This window comes from Euzebya rosea, assembly GCF_003073135.1.
In the GTDB taxonomy this organism is placed as follows: Bacteria; Actinomycetota; Nitriliruptoria; order Euzebyales; family Euzebyaceae; genus Euzebya; species Euzebya rosea.
Window position 1 is genome coordinate 356995 of the sequence record NZ_PGDQ01000005.1, and the last position, 18037, is coordinate 375031.

At 72.3% G+C, this 18037-nt stretch carries 11 protein-coding genes; 4 read left to right on the forward strand and 7 right to left on the reverse strand.

The genetic code is table 11. From position 1 onward, the window contains the following. The first annotated feature begins 20 nt into the window (after positions 1 to 20). Positions 21 to 1412: a ribosome biogenesis GTPase Der gene (gene der / locus CUC05_RS08750; RefSeq protein ID WP_108665690.1), complete on the forward strand. Its 1392-nt coding sequence runs from the start codon at positions 21 to 23 to the stop codon at positions 1410 to 1412. A gap of 69 nt (positions 1413 to 1481) precedes the next feature. Here der and CUC05_RS08755 read toward each other — a convergent pair whose 3' ends face one another. Together CUC05_RS08755 and CUC05_RS08760 are read right to left on the reverse strand one after the other, a co-directional pair. Then, positions 1482 to 2252: a hypothetical protein gene (locus CUC05_RS08755; RefSeq protein WP_108665691.1), complete on the reverse strand. Its 771-nt coding sequence runs from the start codon at positions 2250 to 2252 to the stop codon at positions 1482 to 1484. A gap of 301 nt (positions 2253 to 2553) precedes the next feature. Continuing rightward, positions 2554 to 5697, reverse strand: a complete 3144-nt coding sequence (locus CUC05_RS08760; RefSeq protein WP_157965378.1) for a DUF6351 family protein — start codon at positions 5695 to 5697, stop codon at positions 2554 to 2556. 170 nt (positions 5698 to 5867) lie between these two features. Between CUC05_RS08760 and CUC05_RS08765 the strand changes: the two genes are divergently transcribed. Next, positions 5868 to 7754, forward strand: a complete 1887-nt coding sequence (locus tag CUC05_RS08765) for a DUF389 domain-containing protein (protein ID WP_108665693.1) — start codon at positions 5868 to 5870, stop codon at positions 7752 to 7754. Between the two features lie 58 nt (positions 7755 to 7812). Beyond that, a complete protein-coding gene (locus tag CUC05_RS08770; RefSeq protein WP_108665694.1) occupies positions 7813 to 8955 on the forward strand; it encodes a VIT1/CCC1 transporter family protein in 1143 nt (380 codons plus the stop codon). 24 nt (positions 8956 to 8979) lie between these two features. Here CUC05_RS08770 and CUC05_RS08775 read toward each other — a convergent pair whose 3' ends face one another. From CUC05_RS08775 to CUC05_RS08790, 4 genes are all read right to left on the reverse strand, one after another. Continuing rightward, positions 8980 to 11367 (reverse strand): GH92 family glycosyl hydrolase, encoded by a 2388-nt coding sequence (locus tag CUC05_RS08775; RefSeq protein WP_108665695.1) that lies wholly within the window; start codon positions 11365 to 11367, stop codon positions 8980 to 8982. A gap of 43 nt (positions 11368 to 11410) precedes the next feature. Then, positions 11411 to 12157, reverse strand: coding sequence for a nicotinamide riboside transporter PnuC (gene pnuC, locus CUC05_RS08780; RefSeq protein ID WP_108665696.1), 747 nt, complete (start codon positions 12155 to 12157; stop codon positions 11411 to 11413). Between the two features lie 218 nt (positions 12158 to 12375). Next, positions 12376 to 14766, reverse strand: a complete 2391-nt coding sequence (locus CUC05_RS08785) for a cell wall-binding repeat-containing protein (protein WP_108665697.1) — start codon at positions 14764 to 14766, stop codon at positions 12376 to 12378. 167 nt (positions 14767 to 14933) lie between these two features. After that, positions 14934 to 15899: an AAA family ATPase gene (locus CUC05_RS08790; RefSeq protein WP_205712219.1), complete on the reverse strand. Its 966-nt coding sequence runs from the start codon at positions 15897 to 15899 to the stop codon at positions 14934 to 14936. 108 nt (positions 15900 to 16007) lie between these two features. Here CUC05_RS08790 and CUC05_RS08795 point away from each other — a divergent pair, with 108 nt between their 5' ends. Next, a complete protein-coding gene (locus CUC05_RS08795; protein WP_205712220.1) occupies positions 16008 to 17219 on the forward strand; it encodes a methyltransferase in 1212 nt (403 codons plus the stop codon). Between the two features lie 223 nt (positions 17220 to 17442). On the opposite strand, the gene CUC05_RS08800 is transcribed toward CUC05_RS08795, so the two are convergent. Continuing rightward, positions 17443 to 18024, reverse strand: a complete 582-nt coding sequence (locus CUC05_RS08800; protein ID WP_108665698.1) for a helix-turn-helix domain-containing protein — start codon at positions 18022 to 18024, stop codon at positions 17443 to 17445. Between the last annotated feature and the right edge of the window lie 13 nt (positions 18025 to 18037).

Below are 18037 nucleotides of genomic sequence, written 5' to 3' on the forward strand. Positions count from 1 at the left end.
GGCACCGGAAGGCATCGAAGATGAGTACATGGCAGGCGCGCGCGGTCGGGGGTGCCCGGGTTGCGATCGTCGGCCGTCCCAACGTGGGGAAGTCGACGTTGGTCAACCGGTTCGCCGGCAGGCGGGACGCGATCGTGCAGGAGATGCCCGGCGTCACCCGTGACCGGTCGACCCATCAGGCCACCTGGCTGGGACGGTCCTTCACCGTCATCGACACGGGTGGGTGGACACCCGGCTGGGCGCCCGACCGCACCACCATGGACGAGCTGGTCAGCGCCCAGGCCGAGCAGGCCACGACCGAGGCCGACCTCGTCCTGTTCGTGCTCGACGCCTCCGTCGGCGTGACCGCCGAGGACGAGGCCGTCGCCAAGTGGCTGCGTCGCGCCGGCATCCCGGTGCTGCTGGTCGCCAACAAGGGCGACACCCTGAAGCCCAACGACCGGATGGCCGTCGAGGCCGAGCTGTACGGCCTGGGCCTCGGCGATCCCTACACCCTGTCGGCGCTGCACGGCGAGGGCTCCGGTGACCTGCTCGACGTCGTCGTCAAGCGCCTCCGCGCGGTCGGTGCGTTCGATCGGCCCCAGGACGACGACGACGGCATCCCCGGCATCGCGCTGATCGGCCGCCCCAACGTCGGCAAGTCCAGCCTGTTCAACCGCCTCGTCGGCGAGGAACGGGTCATCGTCGACAACGTGCCCGGCACCACACGGGACCCCGTCGACACGCTGCTGGAGGTCGAGGCCGACGACGGCACCCACCGGGTGTACCGGATGATCGACACCGCTGGGCTGCGCAAGAAGAAGTCCAAGGTCGACACGACCGAGTACTACTCGACGGTCCGGACCCGCAAGACCCTGGACCGTTCCTCTGTGGCGCTGCTGCTGCTGGACGCCGGCGAGACGATCGGCGAGCAGGAACAGAAGCTTGCCCGCGAGATCATCGACTCCGGTCGTGGCGTCCTGCTGGTGCAGAACAAGTGGGACCTCGTCGACGACGAGCGTCGTGCGCAGCTGGCCAAGGAACGCGACCGGCTGCTGGCCTTCCTCGACTTCGCCCCGATGCGTCGCATCTCGGCGACCTCGGGCCGCGGCGTCGGCAAGCTCTTCGGTGACATCGACCACGTGCTGGAGTGCTGGAACCGGCGCATCCCCACCGGGCAGCTCAACGCCTGGCTCAAGGACGCTGTCGCCACCACGCCGCCACCCCTCGGGCAGAACCACCGCCCGGTCCGCATCCGCTACGTCACCCAGGTCGCCGTCGGCCCGCCCCGCTTCAAGCTGTTCACCAACCAGCGGCTGGAGGCCAGCTACCTGCGCTACCTCGAGCGCAAGCTGCGGGAGACCTTCGACTTCACCGGCACGCCGCTGCGCCTGGGCGTGACGATCCGTACCCAGTGGGAGGACCGCAAGTAGCGGATCCCACCGCCAGGAACGACGAACGCCCCGACCGATGGTCGGGGCGTTCAGCGGTTCCGAGGAGGGTCACTGGCCCTCGGTGGTGCCCTCACCGACGGGGCATCCGGGGGTCCCGACCCAGGTGAGGGTGGGGGAGGCGTCGGACTCGACGTTGGCGGACACGATGCGCACGCCACCCTGGCTCTCGATGTCGATGGTGGGTTCGATCGTCAGGACGAACGGGGTGCCCGGCGGCTGCTCCAGCAGGAAGTAGGACTGGTAGCCGCCCAGCACGTCCAGCTCGAGCCGTCCCTCGGCCTCGACCAGCGCCGTCGCCATCGGGGAGGGGGACGCCTTCAGGTCGCCGTCGACCTGCTGGTTGTCCACGACGTTGGCCGCGTCGATCATCGAGGAGGGGTAGATGCCCAGCTCGGTGGTCGACAGGACGTCCTCGACGCTCAGGCCCAGGGTCAACGACGACATGCAGCCCGGGTCACCCGGCGGCAGGTCGAAGGCGACCACGATGCTGTCGGCCGGGTCGTCGGACAGGATCAGCGACGTGTTGTCGATGTCGGCGACGGTGTCGTTGACGAAGAAGTCCGCGATGGGGGCGGCCTCCCCGTCGGTGACCGGCCCGGTGGGCGGTGCCAGCGTGGGGACCGCGGTGGGCACGGTGGACACCGGCAGCTCGGTCTCGGTGGACTCGCTCGCCGGCGCCAGGATGGACCCCGACGCATCGAACTCCACGAGGGTGTCGAGGGTGTCGAGGAACCGCGGGTAGGCGTAGTTCGCCACCGCGAGCAGGGCAACGATGGCGATGGGCCACCGGATGATGGTCCAGATCTTCGCAACGGTCATGGCGTCAGACTGTACCGACCCAGCCACGCGGATCGGTGCAGCCGACGTGCCCGACCCGGCAGGGGTCCGGTCGTGCGTCGTCGATCACCGAGGTGGGTGGACCCGGACCGGCTGACGACACCACGGGCAGTCCAGCGCGCCCACGACCGGGTCGACCCGCAGGTCGACCCGTGCACGCAGGACCCCACGGCACCGTGGACAGGGGGCGAACAGGGGGACATCGCCGAGGGGCGGACGCGTGTGGGCCATGCCCTGCACGGTACGCCTGCCCGGTGACATCCGGACAGGCGCGACCGCGGGGTCACGGCGCCAGGGTGCGGTCGACGACGTCCAGGACCACGTCGCTGACCGCAGCCCGGCCCCCGGCGACGTTGACTCGCACGATGTCAGCAGCGTGGTCGGTCAGGAAGGACAGCGCTTCCGGCGATCCGGCCGTGTCCGCCCCGTCCACCAGCAGCAGCGGGCCGCGGTCCAGGGCGGCTGCCGCGCCGGCGACCAGGCCGTCGGCGAAGTCCCGGCCGGTGGCCACCCACACGGTGTCGGCGGACAGGCCACGGGTCAGGGCCGCCTCGGCGATCACCCGTGACGTGTCGTAGCGGGTGGCGCCGGCCAGGCGCGTGACCGTGCCACCGACGTCGTCGGCCGCACGGATCACCTCCTCGCCAACCACGGCGATACCGCCGACCACCAGCACGTCGGCCCCGGCGGTCAGCACATCTGCCGCCTCACCGAGGTCGTCGGGCTGGACCAGCAGGATCGGCAGCCCCTCGGCCCCGGCCAGCGCAGAGACGCTGAGCGCATCGGCGAAGCTGTCCCGCGCGGCCAGCACCGCCCCGTCGGCCGTGCCCATCTCGTGGGCGATCGCGATCGACGTGCCCTCCCTGGTGGGGCCGGCCAGGCGTCGCACGGCCAGCCCCAGCTCGCCGAGCTGGTCGGCCACCGCCGCGGACAGCGCAGCCTCACCACCCAGCAGCACGACGCTGGTCGCGCCCAGCCGGGCGATCTCGCGCATCGTCGGGTCGGGGACGCCGTCGGGGTCGGACAGCAGCAGCGGGCCACGGACGGCCACCGCCAGCGGGGCGCCGGCCAGCGCGTCGGCGAACTCGTCGGCCCTGGCGACCACGACCGTGGACGCCGTCGTCCACGACGCCTCCGACACGGCGACGGCCGTCTCGATGCGGGTGTCGCCGGCGTGGCGCTGGATGCGCGGGCCCGTGGGTGCCGGGTCGACCGGCGGGTCGACGGGCTGCTCGCCCGGCCCGAACGGCACCGACACGGGCGCGGGTCCCATCGCAACGCCCCCCTCGCGGTCGGAGTAGTCCAGCCACGGCACGGTGTCGGTCTCGTCCAGGCCCGGCCGGGTCCAGTCGCACACGCCGTCGGGGAAGACCTCCCGGAGCGTGGCCAGCTGCTCGTCGGTGAACTCGACTCCGCCGTGGTCCGCCTCCTCCACCGGCATCAGCCGGCACCGCATCACATCGTCGGTCAACGGGGCCCCGGCCTCGATCCGCGGCGTGGAGTACACGTCGATGACGGCGTCGCAGAACGCCGGGTCGAGGTCGATGCCGACCCCGTTGGCGCACCGGTGGTCGACGTCCTCGGGGCGGCTGCGGACGATCTTCTCGTCCAGCCCGAGGTCGGAGGTGTCGGCGTCGACGGCTGCCAGCCAGCGGTCCATGGCCAGGACCGAGGCGGTGGCGTAGGTCGCGTCGCCGAGCAACGGCACCGGTCCGCGCCACAGCAGCATGTTGTCGGCGTGCCCGTGCTCGCGGACCAGCCGGTCGCGCAGGGCGTAGGTCCGGTAGGTGTCGTGGAACGCCCCGGGGTCGGGCCCGCGGTTGTCGATGATCGCGGTGGTGTCGAGGTTGGAGGCGGTGTTGTTGAGGCCCGACCGGTAGATGTTGGCCAGCCCCGCCCGGTCGGCGTCGTACCGCTCGTCCTGCACGTTGTAGTCGGGGTCCCAGCCGCCGACGTTGGCGTTGAGGTGCACGAACTCGGCCGGCGAGATGGTGCCCTCCAGCAGGCCCGACAGGCCGTACTGGATCCCGACGTTGCCGAATGGCCGGTTGGCCCAGCCGGTCGTCGGGTCGGTGCCCAGGGCGTTGGCGTTGTACTGCTGCAGGGTGCAGCGGACCCCGTCGGGGTTGGACTCGGCGTCGTAGAGCAGGTCGTTGGGCAAGCCTGGACAGCGCTGGCCACCGAGGCCGCCCTGCACCTGCGCCAGCGCTTGCCGGCGGCTCGGGTCGCCGGAGGACGGGATCACCTCGGTGAAGGTGACGGCGTTGATGGCGTTGGGGTGCCCGTAGACCGCCTCCTGCTTGTCGGGGGTCCACACGATGCCGGCCGACAGCGCCTCCTCGGACTCGAAGTACTCACGCAGCAGGTCGTAGTCGACGTACTGGTTGGCCGACGAGCCGGCGTCGGGGAACGAGCAGGACGCCGTGATGCCCTCGTAGATCCCGCCCGGGTAGGCGTTGGCCGTCCAGTACTGGGCCAGCGCCCCGCCCGAGCACCCCGTGCCGATGGTCCACCGCAGCTCGCCGTACCGCTCGACGAAGTGCTCCTTCATCATCAGCATCGCCTCGGCCTGCACCACCACGTTGCAGCTGTGGCCGGAGTGGTTCAGCACGTGGGAGGCGACCGCGAAGCCCTGCGACAGGTAGCTGTCGGACATCACGTCGAGCGCCTCGACCTGGCTGTAGGCGGTGTCGCAGGACTGGCCGTGCACGATGACCATGCGGCCGTTGAAGCCGCGCTGCGGGGCCCATGGCTCGTAGTCGGGGGCCTCCGGGTCGAACAGGACGGCGATCGCGTAGCTGTCGCGGTTCATGGCGCCCTCCTCCCGGCGCACGATGTAGGGCACCTCCTCGCCCTCCGTCGTGGTGGTCGTCGCGACGTCATTCGGTGGGTTGTCGGGGTCGTAGGCACGGAAGCCGGTCCCGGACGTCGGCATGTAGTGCAGGGACCAGGTCGTCTCGCGGTTGCACTGGTCGTCGATGGCGCCGTCGAGGCAGGTCCACGGCTGGATCTGCGGACCCGAGAAGACCGGGCCGCCCCGCGGGTGGTTGTCGATGTCGATGTGGGCGCCGTGGCCCGACGGCAGCGTCGCGGTCAGCCGCGTCCGGCCCAGCGGCAGCCCCTCGACACGGCCCATGAACCGTCCGTTGTCGCGGACGGCGAACGCGTCGGTGACGTCGACGTCGCCGGCGGTCACGGTCAGGGAGGCGGCATCCTCGCCGGTCGGGACGGTCACCTCGACCAGCACGTTGCCGTCGCTGATCAGGTCGGCGCGGTTGCCCAGCACCAGGACCTCGACGACCTCGTCGTCGCCCGCGCGTGCCTCGGTGGGGGACAGGAGGCCCGCGAGCAGGGCCAGGACGGCCGCCAGGGCGACGATCAGCGTGGCCGGGACGGGCACACGGCGGGACGGGGACGTGCTGGGCATGGATGGCTCCTCGGCTCGACCGGCGAGTCCGCGCTCGCACGATCGGATGTGGTGACGGTCGGCGTCACCGGTGACTACGCCGGTGATCCTCGCGTCCGTACGCATAGTGGGGAAGGCGAGACCGCGTCTCGTGCCACGGGCCGCCGATCTCATACGCTCCTGCGACGCCCATGAGCACCACCGCACCCGATCCAGGCACCGAACCGACCGACCCGTCCCCGCGCTCCGCCACGGAGCCCGTGGAACGGCAGGACGCTGCCGTCCCCGAGCGGGCGGCGGTGCCCGATCACGCCAGCACCGTCGTCGTGCCGGTCGCCAACCCCGACACCGCGCCCGAGCTGCTCGGCCTGGCCCGCGCGGTGGTGCGCAAGGACAGCGGGCGGGTCATCGCGCTGATCGTGGTGCTCGGCGACGCCGACGCCGAGAACAACCTCGACCGGATCTCCGCCATCCGGGACATCGTCGACACCGTTCGGGCGCGCGACGGGCAGATCGACATCGAGGTCATCACCCGGCCCGCCGCCAGCGTCGCCCGCGGCATCCTCGACACCACGCGTGACGAGAACGCCGACATGGTGCTGCTCGGCGTGCAGGCCCCGACCCCCGGCGAGGTCGCGGTCGGCGGGGTCGCCGAGCAGGTCATCCGGGCCGCCGAGTGCGACGTGCTGGTGTACCGCCGAGGACGCCACGGCAAGGGGCTGGAGGCCATCGAGGGCGTCGTGGCAGGGGTGGACGGCAGCGCCGACGCCCGGGTGGCCGCGCGGCTCGGCATCATCCTCGGACAGGGCCTCGGCAAGCCGGTGGAGCTGCTGCACGTCCGGCTGCCCTCCGACACCGAGCAGCAGGGCGACCTGATCCTCGCCATGGAAGCGGAGAAGCTCGAGGGTGCCGAGAGCTGCACCCGACGGGTGGTCGAGGCCCGCACCGTGCCGCAGGGCCTGCGCAGCCAGGTGGCGTCGACCAAGCTGACGGTCGTCGGGTTCCGGTCGATCGCGGACTTCGCCGGCAGCCGCCTTGGTGACACGACCCGCGGCGCCATGGACACCCTCCGCGGACCGGTGCTGGCCATCTCGCGTCCCGACCGGACCACCGGCGTCGTCGACCGGTTCGCGCAGGCCGTCCGGCGGTTCCGGCCACGGCTGACCGAGGCCGAGGAGCAGTCCCTCGTGTGGACCGCTCGGCTGCAGGCCACGCTGAACACCGACTTCGTCGTCCTGTGCGTCATCTCCGCGATGCTGGCCACCTTCGGCCTGCTGCTGGACTCCTCGGCGGTGATCATCGGGGCGATGCTCGTCGCGCCGCTGATGAGCCCCATCGTGGCGATCGGGACGGCGCTGGTCGACGGTGAGGTCCGTACGCTGCGACGCGCCACGATCACCGTGTCGGTCGGGGCGTTCCTCGTCGCGGGCACGGCGTTCCTGATCGGTGCGTTGGTGGGGCCCGACGCCCCCACGGCGGAGATGCTGGGCCGCGGATCGCCGTCGTTGATCGACGCGGGGGTGGCGGCTGCCTCCGGGGTGGTCGGCGGCTACGCCGGGGCGCGCAAGGGCATCCCGGCTGCGTTGGCCGGCGTGGCGATCGCCGCGGCCCTGGTGCCGCCGATCTGCGTGTTCGGGCTGGGGTTGACCCTCAGCGGCCGGCTGGCCATCGGAGCCGGGCTGCTGTTCGTCACCAACATCGCCTGCATCGCCGCGGCCAGCGCCGGTGTGCTGCTGTGGCTGGGCGTGCACGTCAACCGGACCGGTGCGGGACGCAAGCGCTACGTCCGGTTCACCGCGCCGGTCCTGGTCGGTGTGCTGGCGGCCCTGTTCCTCTTCGGCCTGTCCGGCCGCGGTCCCGACCTCGGCCGGGTCCAGGCGATCGTGGAGGAGGAGATCGGCGCGGAGGTCGTCGGCGTGGACACCACGGGGCCCGCCGACAGCGTCACCGTGACCGTGCGGACCGAGGGCACGCTCTCCCCGGAAGCGGTCGACGCCGCCGGACAGCGGGTGTCCGACGAGCTGCGGGGGCTGGTGCTGCGACTGGCGGTGCAGCAGGTGATGACCACCGGCGGCTGACGGCTACCGTTGCCCGGTGCGGCGCAGCTGCGTCGCCGCCTCGTCGTAGGAGGAACACGTGGCCACCAGCGAAGACGTCGCCCGCTTCCGCGAGAACTACGTGGAGGAGGTCAACGCGGCCTGGCTGTACCGGGTCGCCGCCGACATCGAGGAGGACGAGGCCGTCGCCGGCGTGTACCTGCGGCTCGCCGAGACCGAGGAGCGGCACGCCGACCTGTGGGCCGACCGGCTGCGCGATGCGGGCGAGGAGGTGCCGTCCGCCGATCCGTCGAGCCGGTCGCGGGTGCTCGGCTGGCTGGCCAAGCGGTGGGGCGTCGGTGTGCTGAGCAACGTCATGGCGTCCACCGAACGTGCGGGCCGGACGATGTACGACAACCAGCCGGAGGCCGCCGGGACGTCGTTGCCGGCCGACGAACGCAGCCACGCCGTCATCCTCGACGCCCTCCGCCGCGAGTCGGCGGCGGCGCCCGGCAACGGCGGCGTGCGGGGCGGGGTGCTGGCGCGGCTGGAGGGTCGCCATCGGGCCGTGGGCGGGAACGCCCTGCGTGCCGCGGTGCTCGGCGCCAACGACGGGCTGGTGTCCAACACCTCCCTCGTGATGGGCATCGCGGGCGCGTCGTTCGCCGCCGATGCGGTGCTGCTGACCGGCCTCGCCGGCTTGTTGGCCGGGGCGATCTCCATGGCGTTGGGGGAATGGCTGTCGGTGCAGAGCTCGCGGGAGCTCAACCAGGCGCAGATCGCGACGGAACGGGCGGAGATCCTGGAGATGCCCGAGGCCGAGGCCGAGGAGCTGGCGCTGATCTACCAGGCCAAGGGCATGTCGCAGGAGGAGGCCGAACGTGCGGCGGCTGACATCATGTCCGACCCCGACGCCTTCCTCGACACGATGGTCCGCGAGGAGCTGGGCATCGACCCCGACGAGCTGGGCGGCTCGGCGTGGCAGGCGGCCGGCACGTCCTTCGCGTTGTTCTCCCTCGGCGCGATCGTGCCCGTGATCCCGTTCTTCTGGCTGGCCGGCGGCGCGGCCGTCGCGCTCAGCCTGACCCTCGCCGGGTTCGCCCTGTTCGGGCTGGGTGCCACGACGGCGCTGATCACCGGGACCGGCATCGCCCGCACGGGTACCCGGTCGCTGCTGCTCGGCCTGATCGCCGCGGGTGTCACCTACGGCATCGGCTCGGTCCTGGGCGTGACCGTCGGCTGACGGCTGACGGCTGACGGGCTGGCGTCAGCCGGCGCAGCCCCAGGCCCCCAGCGGGTCGGTCGAGGCCGAGGGTGGGGTCGAGCCCGCCGCCCAGTCCGACGGCACCTCGCCCATCTCCAACGACAGGGTCGTCGGCTGGCTGGTGGGGGAGGAGGGAACCAGCCCGAGCTGGGCGTCGGTGAGCCACGTGGTGTCCAGCGGCGCGCCCTCGAGCGTCGCGTCCTGCACGAACCGTCCCGCCGCCGAGGCGCCGTCGGCGGTGATGACCAGGTCGCCGTGGCCCGGGCGGTGGATGGTCGCCTCGGTGAACATCGGCGAGGCGATGGTGTAGCCGGGGGCGCCGGGCACCGCCGGGTGCAGCCCGAGCATCGCCCAGACCAGCCAGCCGCTGAGGGCCCCGAGGTCGTCGTTGCCCGGCAGCCCGTCGGGTGTGGGGGTGTAGACGCTGACCGCCGCACGGGTCACCGCCTGGGTCTTCCACGGCACCCCCAGCCAGCTGTAGGCGAACGGGGCCTGCAGGTCGTGCTCGTTGCCCGGGGCGTACTGGTTGCCGTAGTACGCCACGCCGAACGCGGTCGCCTGGTTCTGCACCTTCGGCCACACGACGGGCACGGTGCCGCTCGCCGGCAGCCCGAAGAACACGTCGAGCTTCTCCTCCGGGGACAGCTCGTGGGCGCTGTCGCCCATCGCGTCCAGCAGCCCGCCGTAGTCGTGGGCCGCCAGCCACGAGTACTGCCACGACGTGCCCTCCTGGAAGCCGTAGCCGTTCTCGGGGGAGAACTCCGGCAGCCACGCACCCGTCTCGTCGCGCGGTCGGACGAACCCGGTCTCGGGGTCCAGCAGCGTCCGGTGGGCCAACGAGCGCGCTGCCAGCGCCTCGTCGTCGGTCATCAGGGCGAGGGCGAAGTCGGCCAGCCCGTACTCCAGCGTCGTGCCGGCGTTGCGGCCCCCCGCCTCGAGCTGCTGCAGCAGCGGGGCGTGCGGGACCGGCAGGTAGCCGAGGTCGTGCCACGCTGCCGGACGGCGGTCCAGCAGCGTTCGCATCGCGGGTTCGAGCCGGTCCGCAAGGCCATCGTCGACCAGGCCGCGGCACCAGCCCTCCCCGATGAAGGGGATCACCGGGTCGCCGGACATGTAGCCGGGATCGTTGGGGCCCAGCTGCCAGCGGGGCAGGACCCCGCCGTTCTGGTCGGCGAAGTCGGCCAGGGACACCAGCATGTCGGCGTAGGCGTCGGGGTCGATGACGGCCTGCAGCGCGCTCTGCCCGTTGTAGGAGTCCCACAGCGACAGCTGGCTGTAGTGGTCGTGCGCGGTGTCGCGGTGGATGCGCTGGTCGGGGCCGCGGTACCGGCCGTCGACGTCGGAGTGCAGGTTGGGGAACAGCTGTGCGTGGTACAGGGCCGTGTGGAACCGGACGGTGTCGGCCGGGTTGGCGCCCGTCACCTCGATCCGCCCGAGGGCCTGCTCCCAGGCGGCGTCGGCGGCCGCCCGGGTCGCCTCGAGGTCGAAGCCGGGCTGCTCGGCACGCAGGTTGGTGATCGCCCCCTCCTCGTCGGTGTAGGAGATGCCGACACGGACGCCGAGGACGGGGTCGGGCGCGTCGACGTGGGGGGTGCCGATCACGCCGAGACGGCCGTCGCTGGTGACGCGCCGGCCGATCTCGAGCGGTTCGCCGTCCAGCAGCGTCCAGGCCATCGGCTTGTCCACCTCCAGCGCGAAGTGGACGGGCATCGGACCGGCCACGTCGGTGTGGACCACCCCGGTGACCAGCCCGTCGTCGCGAAGGACGGCCTCGCCGCCGTGGAGTCCACGCAGCGTGCGCCCCACGTCGACGACGATGTGGCGGTCCTCTCGCTGGCTGAGCGCGGGGAACGTGTAGCGGTGCAGGCCGGTGCGGAGGGTGGCGGTCAGCTCGGCGGTGACGCCGTAGCGGGTGAGGGTCGTGGTGTAGAAGCCCGGTTCGGCGGCTTCCGTGGCGCGGTCGAACGGGGAGGCGTAGGCCGGGACGGGGGCGCCGCCGGGATGGTCGAGGATGCGGGTGTCCACGTCGCCGAGGACCGGCATGACGGGGATGTGGCCGCCGTGGAAGACCCCGGCCGACATGTGGGTGTGGCTGAACCCCGTGACGAGCGTGTTGTTGACGTAGTAGCCGCCGTAGTTGAGCGGCCCCTCGGCGGTGTCGGGGCCCAGCCCGACCATCCCGTGGGGCAGGACCGGGCCGGGGTTGGTGAAGCCCGGGGCGAACGTGCCGATGAACGGGTCGACCAGGGCCGTGCGGTCGGCCTCGTCACCCACGGTGACGTCGCTGGTGTCGGTCGACGTGGCGGCGTCCACCAGCGGCACCTGTCCGCTGGCGGGCGCGGACAGCACGAGGACGAGGACAAGCGCCGCAAGGGCGCGCAACCGGCTCATGGTGGGGGTTTCGACGTCGGTCGAACGAATCCCTGCCCGCAGGTCAGGGTGCGTGCGACGCGGCGGCCGTCCGCCAGCGAACCAGCCCGACCACGGCCATGACGAGGAACAGCACGTAGAGCGCGGCGAACATCGTCGCCCCGGTGCGGGCGTACAGGCCGATCGCGGAGATGTTGACCGGACCGATCCACAGCCACCACGACTCGACCTTCTTGGTGGACAGCAGGACCATGGCGACCACGGACGCGGCGACGATGGAGGCGTCCCAGGTGGTGTAGAGGGCGTCGTCCCAGCCGGCGTCCAGGGCCCGGCCCAGGACCACGGTGCCCGCCCCCATGGCGATCAGCCACCCGGCGCGAGCTGCCCAGCCGAGCCGGCCGACGGTCAGCTCGCCGCCCTCCTCGCCGCCGCGGGCCCAGTGCCACCACGCCCAGCCCTGGACCGGCAGGTAGTAGGCCCAGTGCAGCAGCACCTGGCCGCCGAGCCCGATGTCGAGGAAGAACCACCCCATCAGCGCGACCGACACGATGCCGATCGGCAGGGCGAGCACGTTGCGCCGCTGGGTGATCCAGACCGACCAGAGCGACGTCATCGTGCCGAGGAACTCCACGGCCCCCGGCGTGACGTCGGGGGCGACCGCCCTGGTGGCCAGCCAGTACCCCGCGCAGGCCGCGAGCGACCCGAGGCCCGCGACGACGGCGTGGCGGTGCTCCCACGGGCGCCCGAGCAGCGGCGCCGGCGGCACCGGCGTGGCGGGCGCGGAAGGACTGTGCAGCGTGGAGGCCGTCATGGGCCCCGCAGCCTGCCAGACCGTGTGTCGCCGGACCCGCTCCCGGCACCGCTGGGGCACCACACCCCAGCGGCGTGTCGCCTCACCGGTCGTCGGTGCCGTTGGGGCAACGACCCGGGGTGGGGGTGTCGTCCGGGCCGCGTGTCCTGCGATCCAGACGACACACCCCGGGCTGGGGTCCGCCGATGACGGTTGGGGTCAGCCGATGACGGTTGGGGTCAGCCGATGACGGCGGCTGCCTGCTGGGCGACCTGGTTGCTCAGGGCGGCCGTGCCCCCGTACAGGTAGGCGGTCCGGAACGGACCGTTGGCCTGCAGGTACCCGAGGACCGACGACGTCATCCCGTTCGTCGGGGACAGCAGCAGCGGGATCAGCAGTCGGCCGGCGTGGGCGCTTCCCGCGAGGGCATCGGGGAAGTTCTCGCTGCTGGCGACGGCGAAGGCCGTGGGTGCCGGGTGGAACGCCTCGGCGACCAGCCGCGACGTGTCGGGCAGGTCGACGCCGACGTAGGACGCATCCTCGTTGCCGAGGGCAGCCGTGGCGGCCTGGCCGACGGTCAGCCATGTGGCCCCCACGTTGGCGTCGAGGTAGTCGGCCACCGAGGACGGCAGCGTGTTCCCGGACGTCAGGACGACGGTCGCGTTGCCCATCGCGGGGGCGGCGCTGCTGGCCACGAGGGCGTCACCGAAGGTGTTGCCGTCGGCGACGAAGATGGTGGAGGGCGAGGTGGCCGTCATCCGGGCGACCATCACCGCGGTGTCGTACCGCGTCGCACCGTCGGCCCGGGACACCGTGTAGCCAAGGTCGATGAGGTCGAACGCGACGTCCTCCGACAGGGCGGCCACCCCGCCGAGGAGGATGACCTGCCCGCCGGGGGGCAGGACACGCACGATTTCCTGCGCGGTCGTGGTGAACAGCCCCGAGGACGGGGTCAGCAGCAGGGGTCCCCCGGCCGCCACGGCCAGCGGACCGCCGGCCAGCGAGTCGGGGAAGTTGTCGTGCCGGGCCAGCAGGACCACATCGGCGCTGCCGGCCGACCAGGTGTCCTGGCTGATGGCGTTGGCGGTGGCGATCCGTTCGGCACCGGCCAGCCGGGTCACGCCCACGGGGGTCGTGCCGCCGCCGGTGGGGTCGAGCGCCAGGTCGAGGTCGGTGACCTCCGGCGGCACGCCGACCACTGGGCTGGTGAGCGAGGCGTAGCCGGTCGCGGAGACGGTCACGTACCAGCAGCCGGTCACGACGTCCCAGCCGTAGCGGCCATCGAGGTCGGTGCGCTGCGGGTTCACGTCGGGGGTGAAGGTGCCGCTGCTGACCACGGCGACGACGCCGTCGCTGGTCGGGGCCGGCTGGGTCCAGCCACCCGGTCCACGGGTGTCGACGGTCTCGCAGGTCTGCGGACCGGTGTCGCCCGGGGTCTGGGCGCGCCAGCCGGGCACGTTGTGGAGGGTCACCGTCGCGTCGGGGATCACGGCCCCGGTCGCGGCGTCGGTGATCACGCCGCTCGGGTCGTAGAACGTCACCCGGCCGACCGATCCAGTCCTCGTCCCGCAGGTGTCGGTGACGGAGTAGGTGATGTCGGCCTCGGCCAGCTGGGACCGGGGGATGGTCGCCGTCCACGTCCCGTCACCCTCCGGGTCGGAGGCGGGGTAGGACAAGCCGTTGTGGAAGATCGTCACGGACAGGATGTCGCAGCCGGGGACGACTGTCGGGCGGATGGTGATGGTCAGGTCGCGGGTGGACGGGCGGGACACGTTGAAGGTCACCTGTCCCTGCTCGTTGGTGGAGGTGCCGGTGCTCGCCTGGACGACCTCGACCTGGTCGGTCCCGGTCGTGGAGGTGCCGAACGACGTGGCCGTGGAGACGGTGACCCGGCTCCCGCCGCTGACGGCGGTGACGTTCCATGCCAGCGCCATCCCGTTGTCGATGCGCTCCTCGCAGCGGCAGGTGTTGGGCAGGGCCTGCTGGGTCGCGACCATGCCCCACGTCTCGGAGTACCCACCCTCGAAGTAGGTCGACCCGCCGGTGATCGGGACGAACTCCTCCGCCCTGGTCTCGTTCGTGCAGCCGACGCGGCCGTCGCTGCCGACCGAACCGAACCCGGAGTCGGAGTTGGCCAGGTAGCAGTCTGCGGCGCGGTACACGTAGCCCGAGACCGACGACGGACCGTTGTTGGTGAGGGTGATGTCGGTCCGGAACGACGCCTGACCGGTGACGTAGGTGTCGACCTGGGTCAGGCTGACGCCGCTGTCACCGAGCGTGACGGTCGTCGTGATCCTGTACGGGTCGTTGACGTTGCCGCCACCGCCGCTGGTCTGGCCTGCGGTCGTGTAGGGCGTGTAGCTGCCGAGGGCGCTGCCGGCCGGGATCGACGCCGGTCCGTACAGCGTGCCGTTGAGGGCCACGAAGGTGCCGCAGGCGGTGTTGGCGTAGAACTCGCCGGCGGTGTCGTCCACATGGTTGACCGCACAGTTGAGGTCGGGCGAGGTCGTGATCGTGGTCAACGGACCCGGACTGGAGATGGTGGCCTGCGCCGATGCGGGCACGACGAGGCCGAAGACGAGGCAGAGTGCGGACAACGCGATCGTTGCCCAGCGGCGACGGACGTTCACGGGTTCCTCCGAACGGTCAGCGTCGCCCGCCGGCTGTGGGCGGCGCGTCCACCATCGTGCGGCGAGGGTGGCCCAACGGACAGGGCCCTGCTGCCCGTCGGTTGTGGGACCAGGGTCCCGGTTCGTTGGATGGGGGACGTCGGGTCAGGTGGGCGGCGGTCGCCGGGTCAGGTGAGGGGTGGGCGTCGGGCGACGTCGGCGCAGACGGCCGACGCCGTCGCCAGCCGTTCGGCGACCCCGCCGGTCAGCACGGTGGACGGCACGCCGGACCGGCGCACCCGGTCGAGGGTGTCGACGTGCATGGCCTCCCGCTCGTCCGACGATTCGCGGGTGCCGTCCTGCACCCATCCGAAGTCGGGCGCACAGACCAGGTAGTGGTCCGGCCGGGTCTCCTCGACCAGCAGGTCCAGGGCGTGGTCGTCGACGCCGAGGTAGCGACGGTGCCAGACCGCCGTGACCAGCGGGTCGGTGTCCCCGATGACCACACCCCCGACGGCCAGTCGTGACAGGTCGTCCGCCAGCGCGTCCTGGGCACGGGCGATCCGCAGGAACTCCTGGGTGTCCCAGGACTGATCGGCCAGGTAGCGGCGGCCCTCCCAGTACCAGCGGCCGTGCTCCGGCACCCAGACGGTCCCGATGTGTTCGGCCAGTCCCTTGGCAAGGGTCGTCTTCCCGGTCGACTCCGCGCCGACGCAGACGATCCGTCGGGCCAGCGCAGCACGGGCCGCCGGGACGAGCAGGTGGAAGGTGCCCGGCAGGTCGGATCGCAGCGCCGTGCCGCTGGCCGGCACCGTCGTCCGGTCGTTGTCGACGGCCACGTGGTCGGCTCCCATCAGCTGTGCCCAGCCGGGCCCCCACGGTTCGGAGGTGAAGGCCACGTCCGGTGGTTCGGGCAGCACCTCCAGCGCCCGGGCTGCCCACGGGTCGTTGGCCTCCGGCAGGTCGTCGGGCGTCACATGGACGGTGACGTTGTCGGGCAGCGCATCGGCCAGCCAGCTCGCCCTGTCGGCCGCCGGGATCGTCTGGTCGGGGCGGTCGCACAGCAGCACGTGCAGGTGGTCGACCCGACCGGCACCGACGGTCAGCAGGTGGACGTGGCCGAGGTGCGGCGGGTTGAACTTCCCCACGGCCACACCGACCCTCCACCGGCGGTCTGCAGCAGGAGCTGGCACGGGGGAGGAGGGGAGGGCCATCGGGGCGGGAGGATACGCAGGGTGGCGCGGACGGCCATACTCGACCGTGTGCCTCCCCAGACCCAGCTGACCCTGCCCGACGGCCGGACCGTCGTCCTGCGACGCCACCCCAGCCGTCCGCAGCCCGACAACCTCCGGGCGTGGGACGCCGCCGACGAGCTGGTGCTGGCCTGGATGTCCGGGGACACCGACGGGTTGCTGGCCGATGACGTCGAGGCGCCCGTCGCACCGGGCAGCGTGGAGACCGCCCACGGACGAACCGTCCTGGTGAACGACCGCTTCGGCGCGCTCGCGGTCGGCCTGGCCGATCGGCACCCCGCCTCGTGGGCGGACTCCGCCCTCACGTGGGAGGTGACCCGAGCCAACCTGGTCGCCAACGGACTCGAGCCGACGGCCGCGGAGGTCGTGCCGGCCAGCAACGGCCTTCCACCGGTCGGCGTGGCCGTCGTGAAGGTGCCACGAGCCAAGGCGACCCTGGAGTGGCAGCTCCGCGAGATCGCCGCCGCGTCCTCCCCGGGCACCGTCGTCGTCGGGGCCGGCATGACCCGGGAGGTCCACACCAGCACCGTGGAGCTGTTCGAGCGAATCCTCGGGCCGACCGTCACCACCCGTGCCCGGAAGAAGGCGCGGTTGCTGCTCGTGCAGGTCGACCCCGTCCGCATCGGCACGGCACCGGACCACGACGTCGTGCTCGGCGAGACGACGCACGAGTCGCACGGCGTCACCGTCGTGGCGCTGCCGGGCGTGTTCGGCGCCGGGGCCACCGACGACGGCACGGGGTTGCTGCTGGCGCACCTGCCGACGGTCCTGCCGCCGGCGGGGACCGCGGTCGACGTCGTGGACCTCGGCTGCGGCACCGGCATCGTCGGGACGGTCGTCGCGCGGGACAACCCGGACGCACGGCTGGTGTTCACCGACGTCTCGGACCTGGCGGTGGCGTCCGCGCGCCGGACGCTTGCTCGCACGCTGCCCGACGCCGAGGCGACGTTCCACGTCGCCGACGGGCTGACCGCCTGCGCCGACGGCAGCGCCGACCTGGTGGTCGTCAACCCGCCGTTCCACCAGGGACGCGTCGTCACCGACGACATCGCCTGGGAGATGTTCGGCGATGCCCGACGGGTCCTGCGCCCGGGCGGACGGATCGTCGTCGTCGGCAACCGCCACCTCGCCTACCACGCCAAGCTCAAGCGGCTGTTCGGCAACGTCGAGGTGCTCGGCAGCGACCCGCGGTTCGTGGTCATGTCGGCCGTTCGCATGTAGGGCAGTCCGACCCTCCCGTCGGGTGGCCGTCCCAGGCGCGAGCCGGCTGTCCGAGGGGCGAGCTGGCCGTGTCGGGTCCAGTCCCCGGCTCGTGCAGCTCCGATCACCCGGCGGCGTTGCTGCACACCATGCGGGCTGGGAAGTGCAGCTTCGTGCCCCGACCGGCGGTAGTGCACGAGTCGGTGCGCGGGTGCACGGAGTCGGTGAGGTCGGCACCGGTGGCTCAGGACGGCGTGACCCCCGAGTGGATGACCAGGAGGGTCCCACGCCCGCCGCCGGCGTCCGGCGACCCGTAGACGTGGTCACCCGCGGCGGTGAACAGGATCGCGTCGCCCGGGGCCAGGTCCACGGGCGCGGCCTGCGGGCCGATCCGCACGGTGCCGTCGTGGACCAGCAGGCACTCCCGGACGTGGCCCGCGTGGGCGCGTGACCGTTGCAGGCCGGCCGAGGCGACGAAGTCGTAGACCTCGATGTGGCCCTCGACCTCGATCCTGCCGACCAACCGGGCGTCGACCGCCTCGCCGTGGACCATCGGCCCCTCCTCCGCCCTGACCACCCAGTCGGGCAGGTCCTCCTCCGGTGGCGTCAGCAGGTCGGCCAGCCCGACCGACAGGGCAGTCGCGACGGCGTACAGCGTCTCCAGCCGGGGATTGGCCGATCCGCCCTCCAAGTCGTGCACCGTCGTCTTCGACACGCCCGCACGGGTGCCGAGGTCCGCCAACGACAGGCCCCGCCGTTCCCGCAGTCGACGAACGTTGCGCCCCACGACGCTTCCCGGCGTAGTCTGTTCGGTGTTCTGGTCCATGTGTACCAACTTA

Coding starts and splice junctions, on each gene's coding strand:
- pnuC (WP_108665696.1), bottom strand. CDS start 12,157: ATGACGGCCTCCACGCTGCACAGTCCTTCCGCGCCCGCCACGCCGGTG.
- CUC05_RS08755 (WP_108665691.1), bottom strand. CDS start 2,252: ATGACCGTTGCGAAGATCTGGACCATCATCCGGTGGCCCATCGCCATC.
- CUC05_RS08760 (WP_157965378.1), bottom strand. CDS start 5,697: ATGCCCAGCACGTCCCCGTCCCGCCGTGTGCCCGTCCCGGCCACGCTG.
- CUC05_RS08775 (WP_108665695.1), bottom strand. CDS start 11,367: ATGAGCCGGTTGCGCGCCCTTGCGGCGCTTGTCCTCGTCCTCGTGCTG.
- CUC05_RS08800 (WP_108665698.1), bottom strand. CDS start 18,024: ATGGACCAGAACACCGAACAGACTACGCCGGGAAGCGTCGTGGGGCGC.
- CUC05_RS08765 (WP_108665693.1), top strand. CDS start 5,868: ATGAGCACCACCGCACCCGATCCAGGCACCGAACCGACCGACCCGTCC.
- der (WP_108665690.1), top strand. CDS start 21: ATGAGTACATGGCAGGCGCGCGCGGTCGGGGGTGCCCGGGTTGCGATC.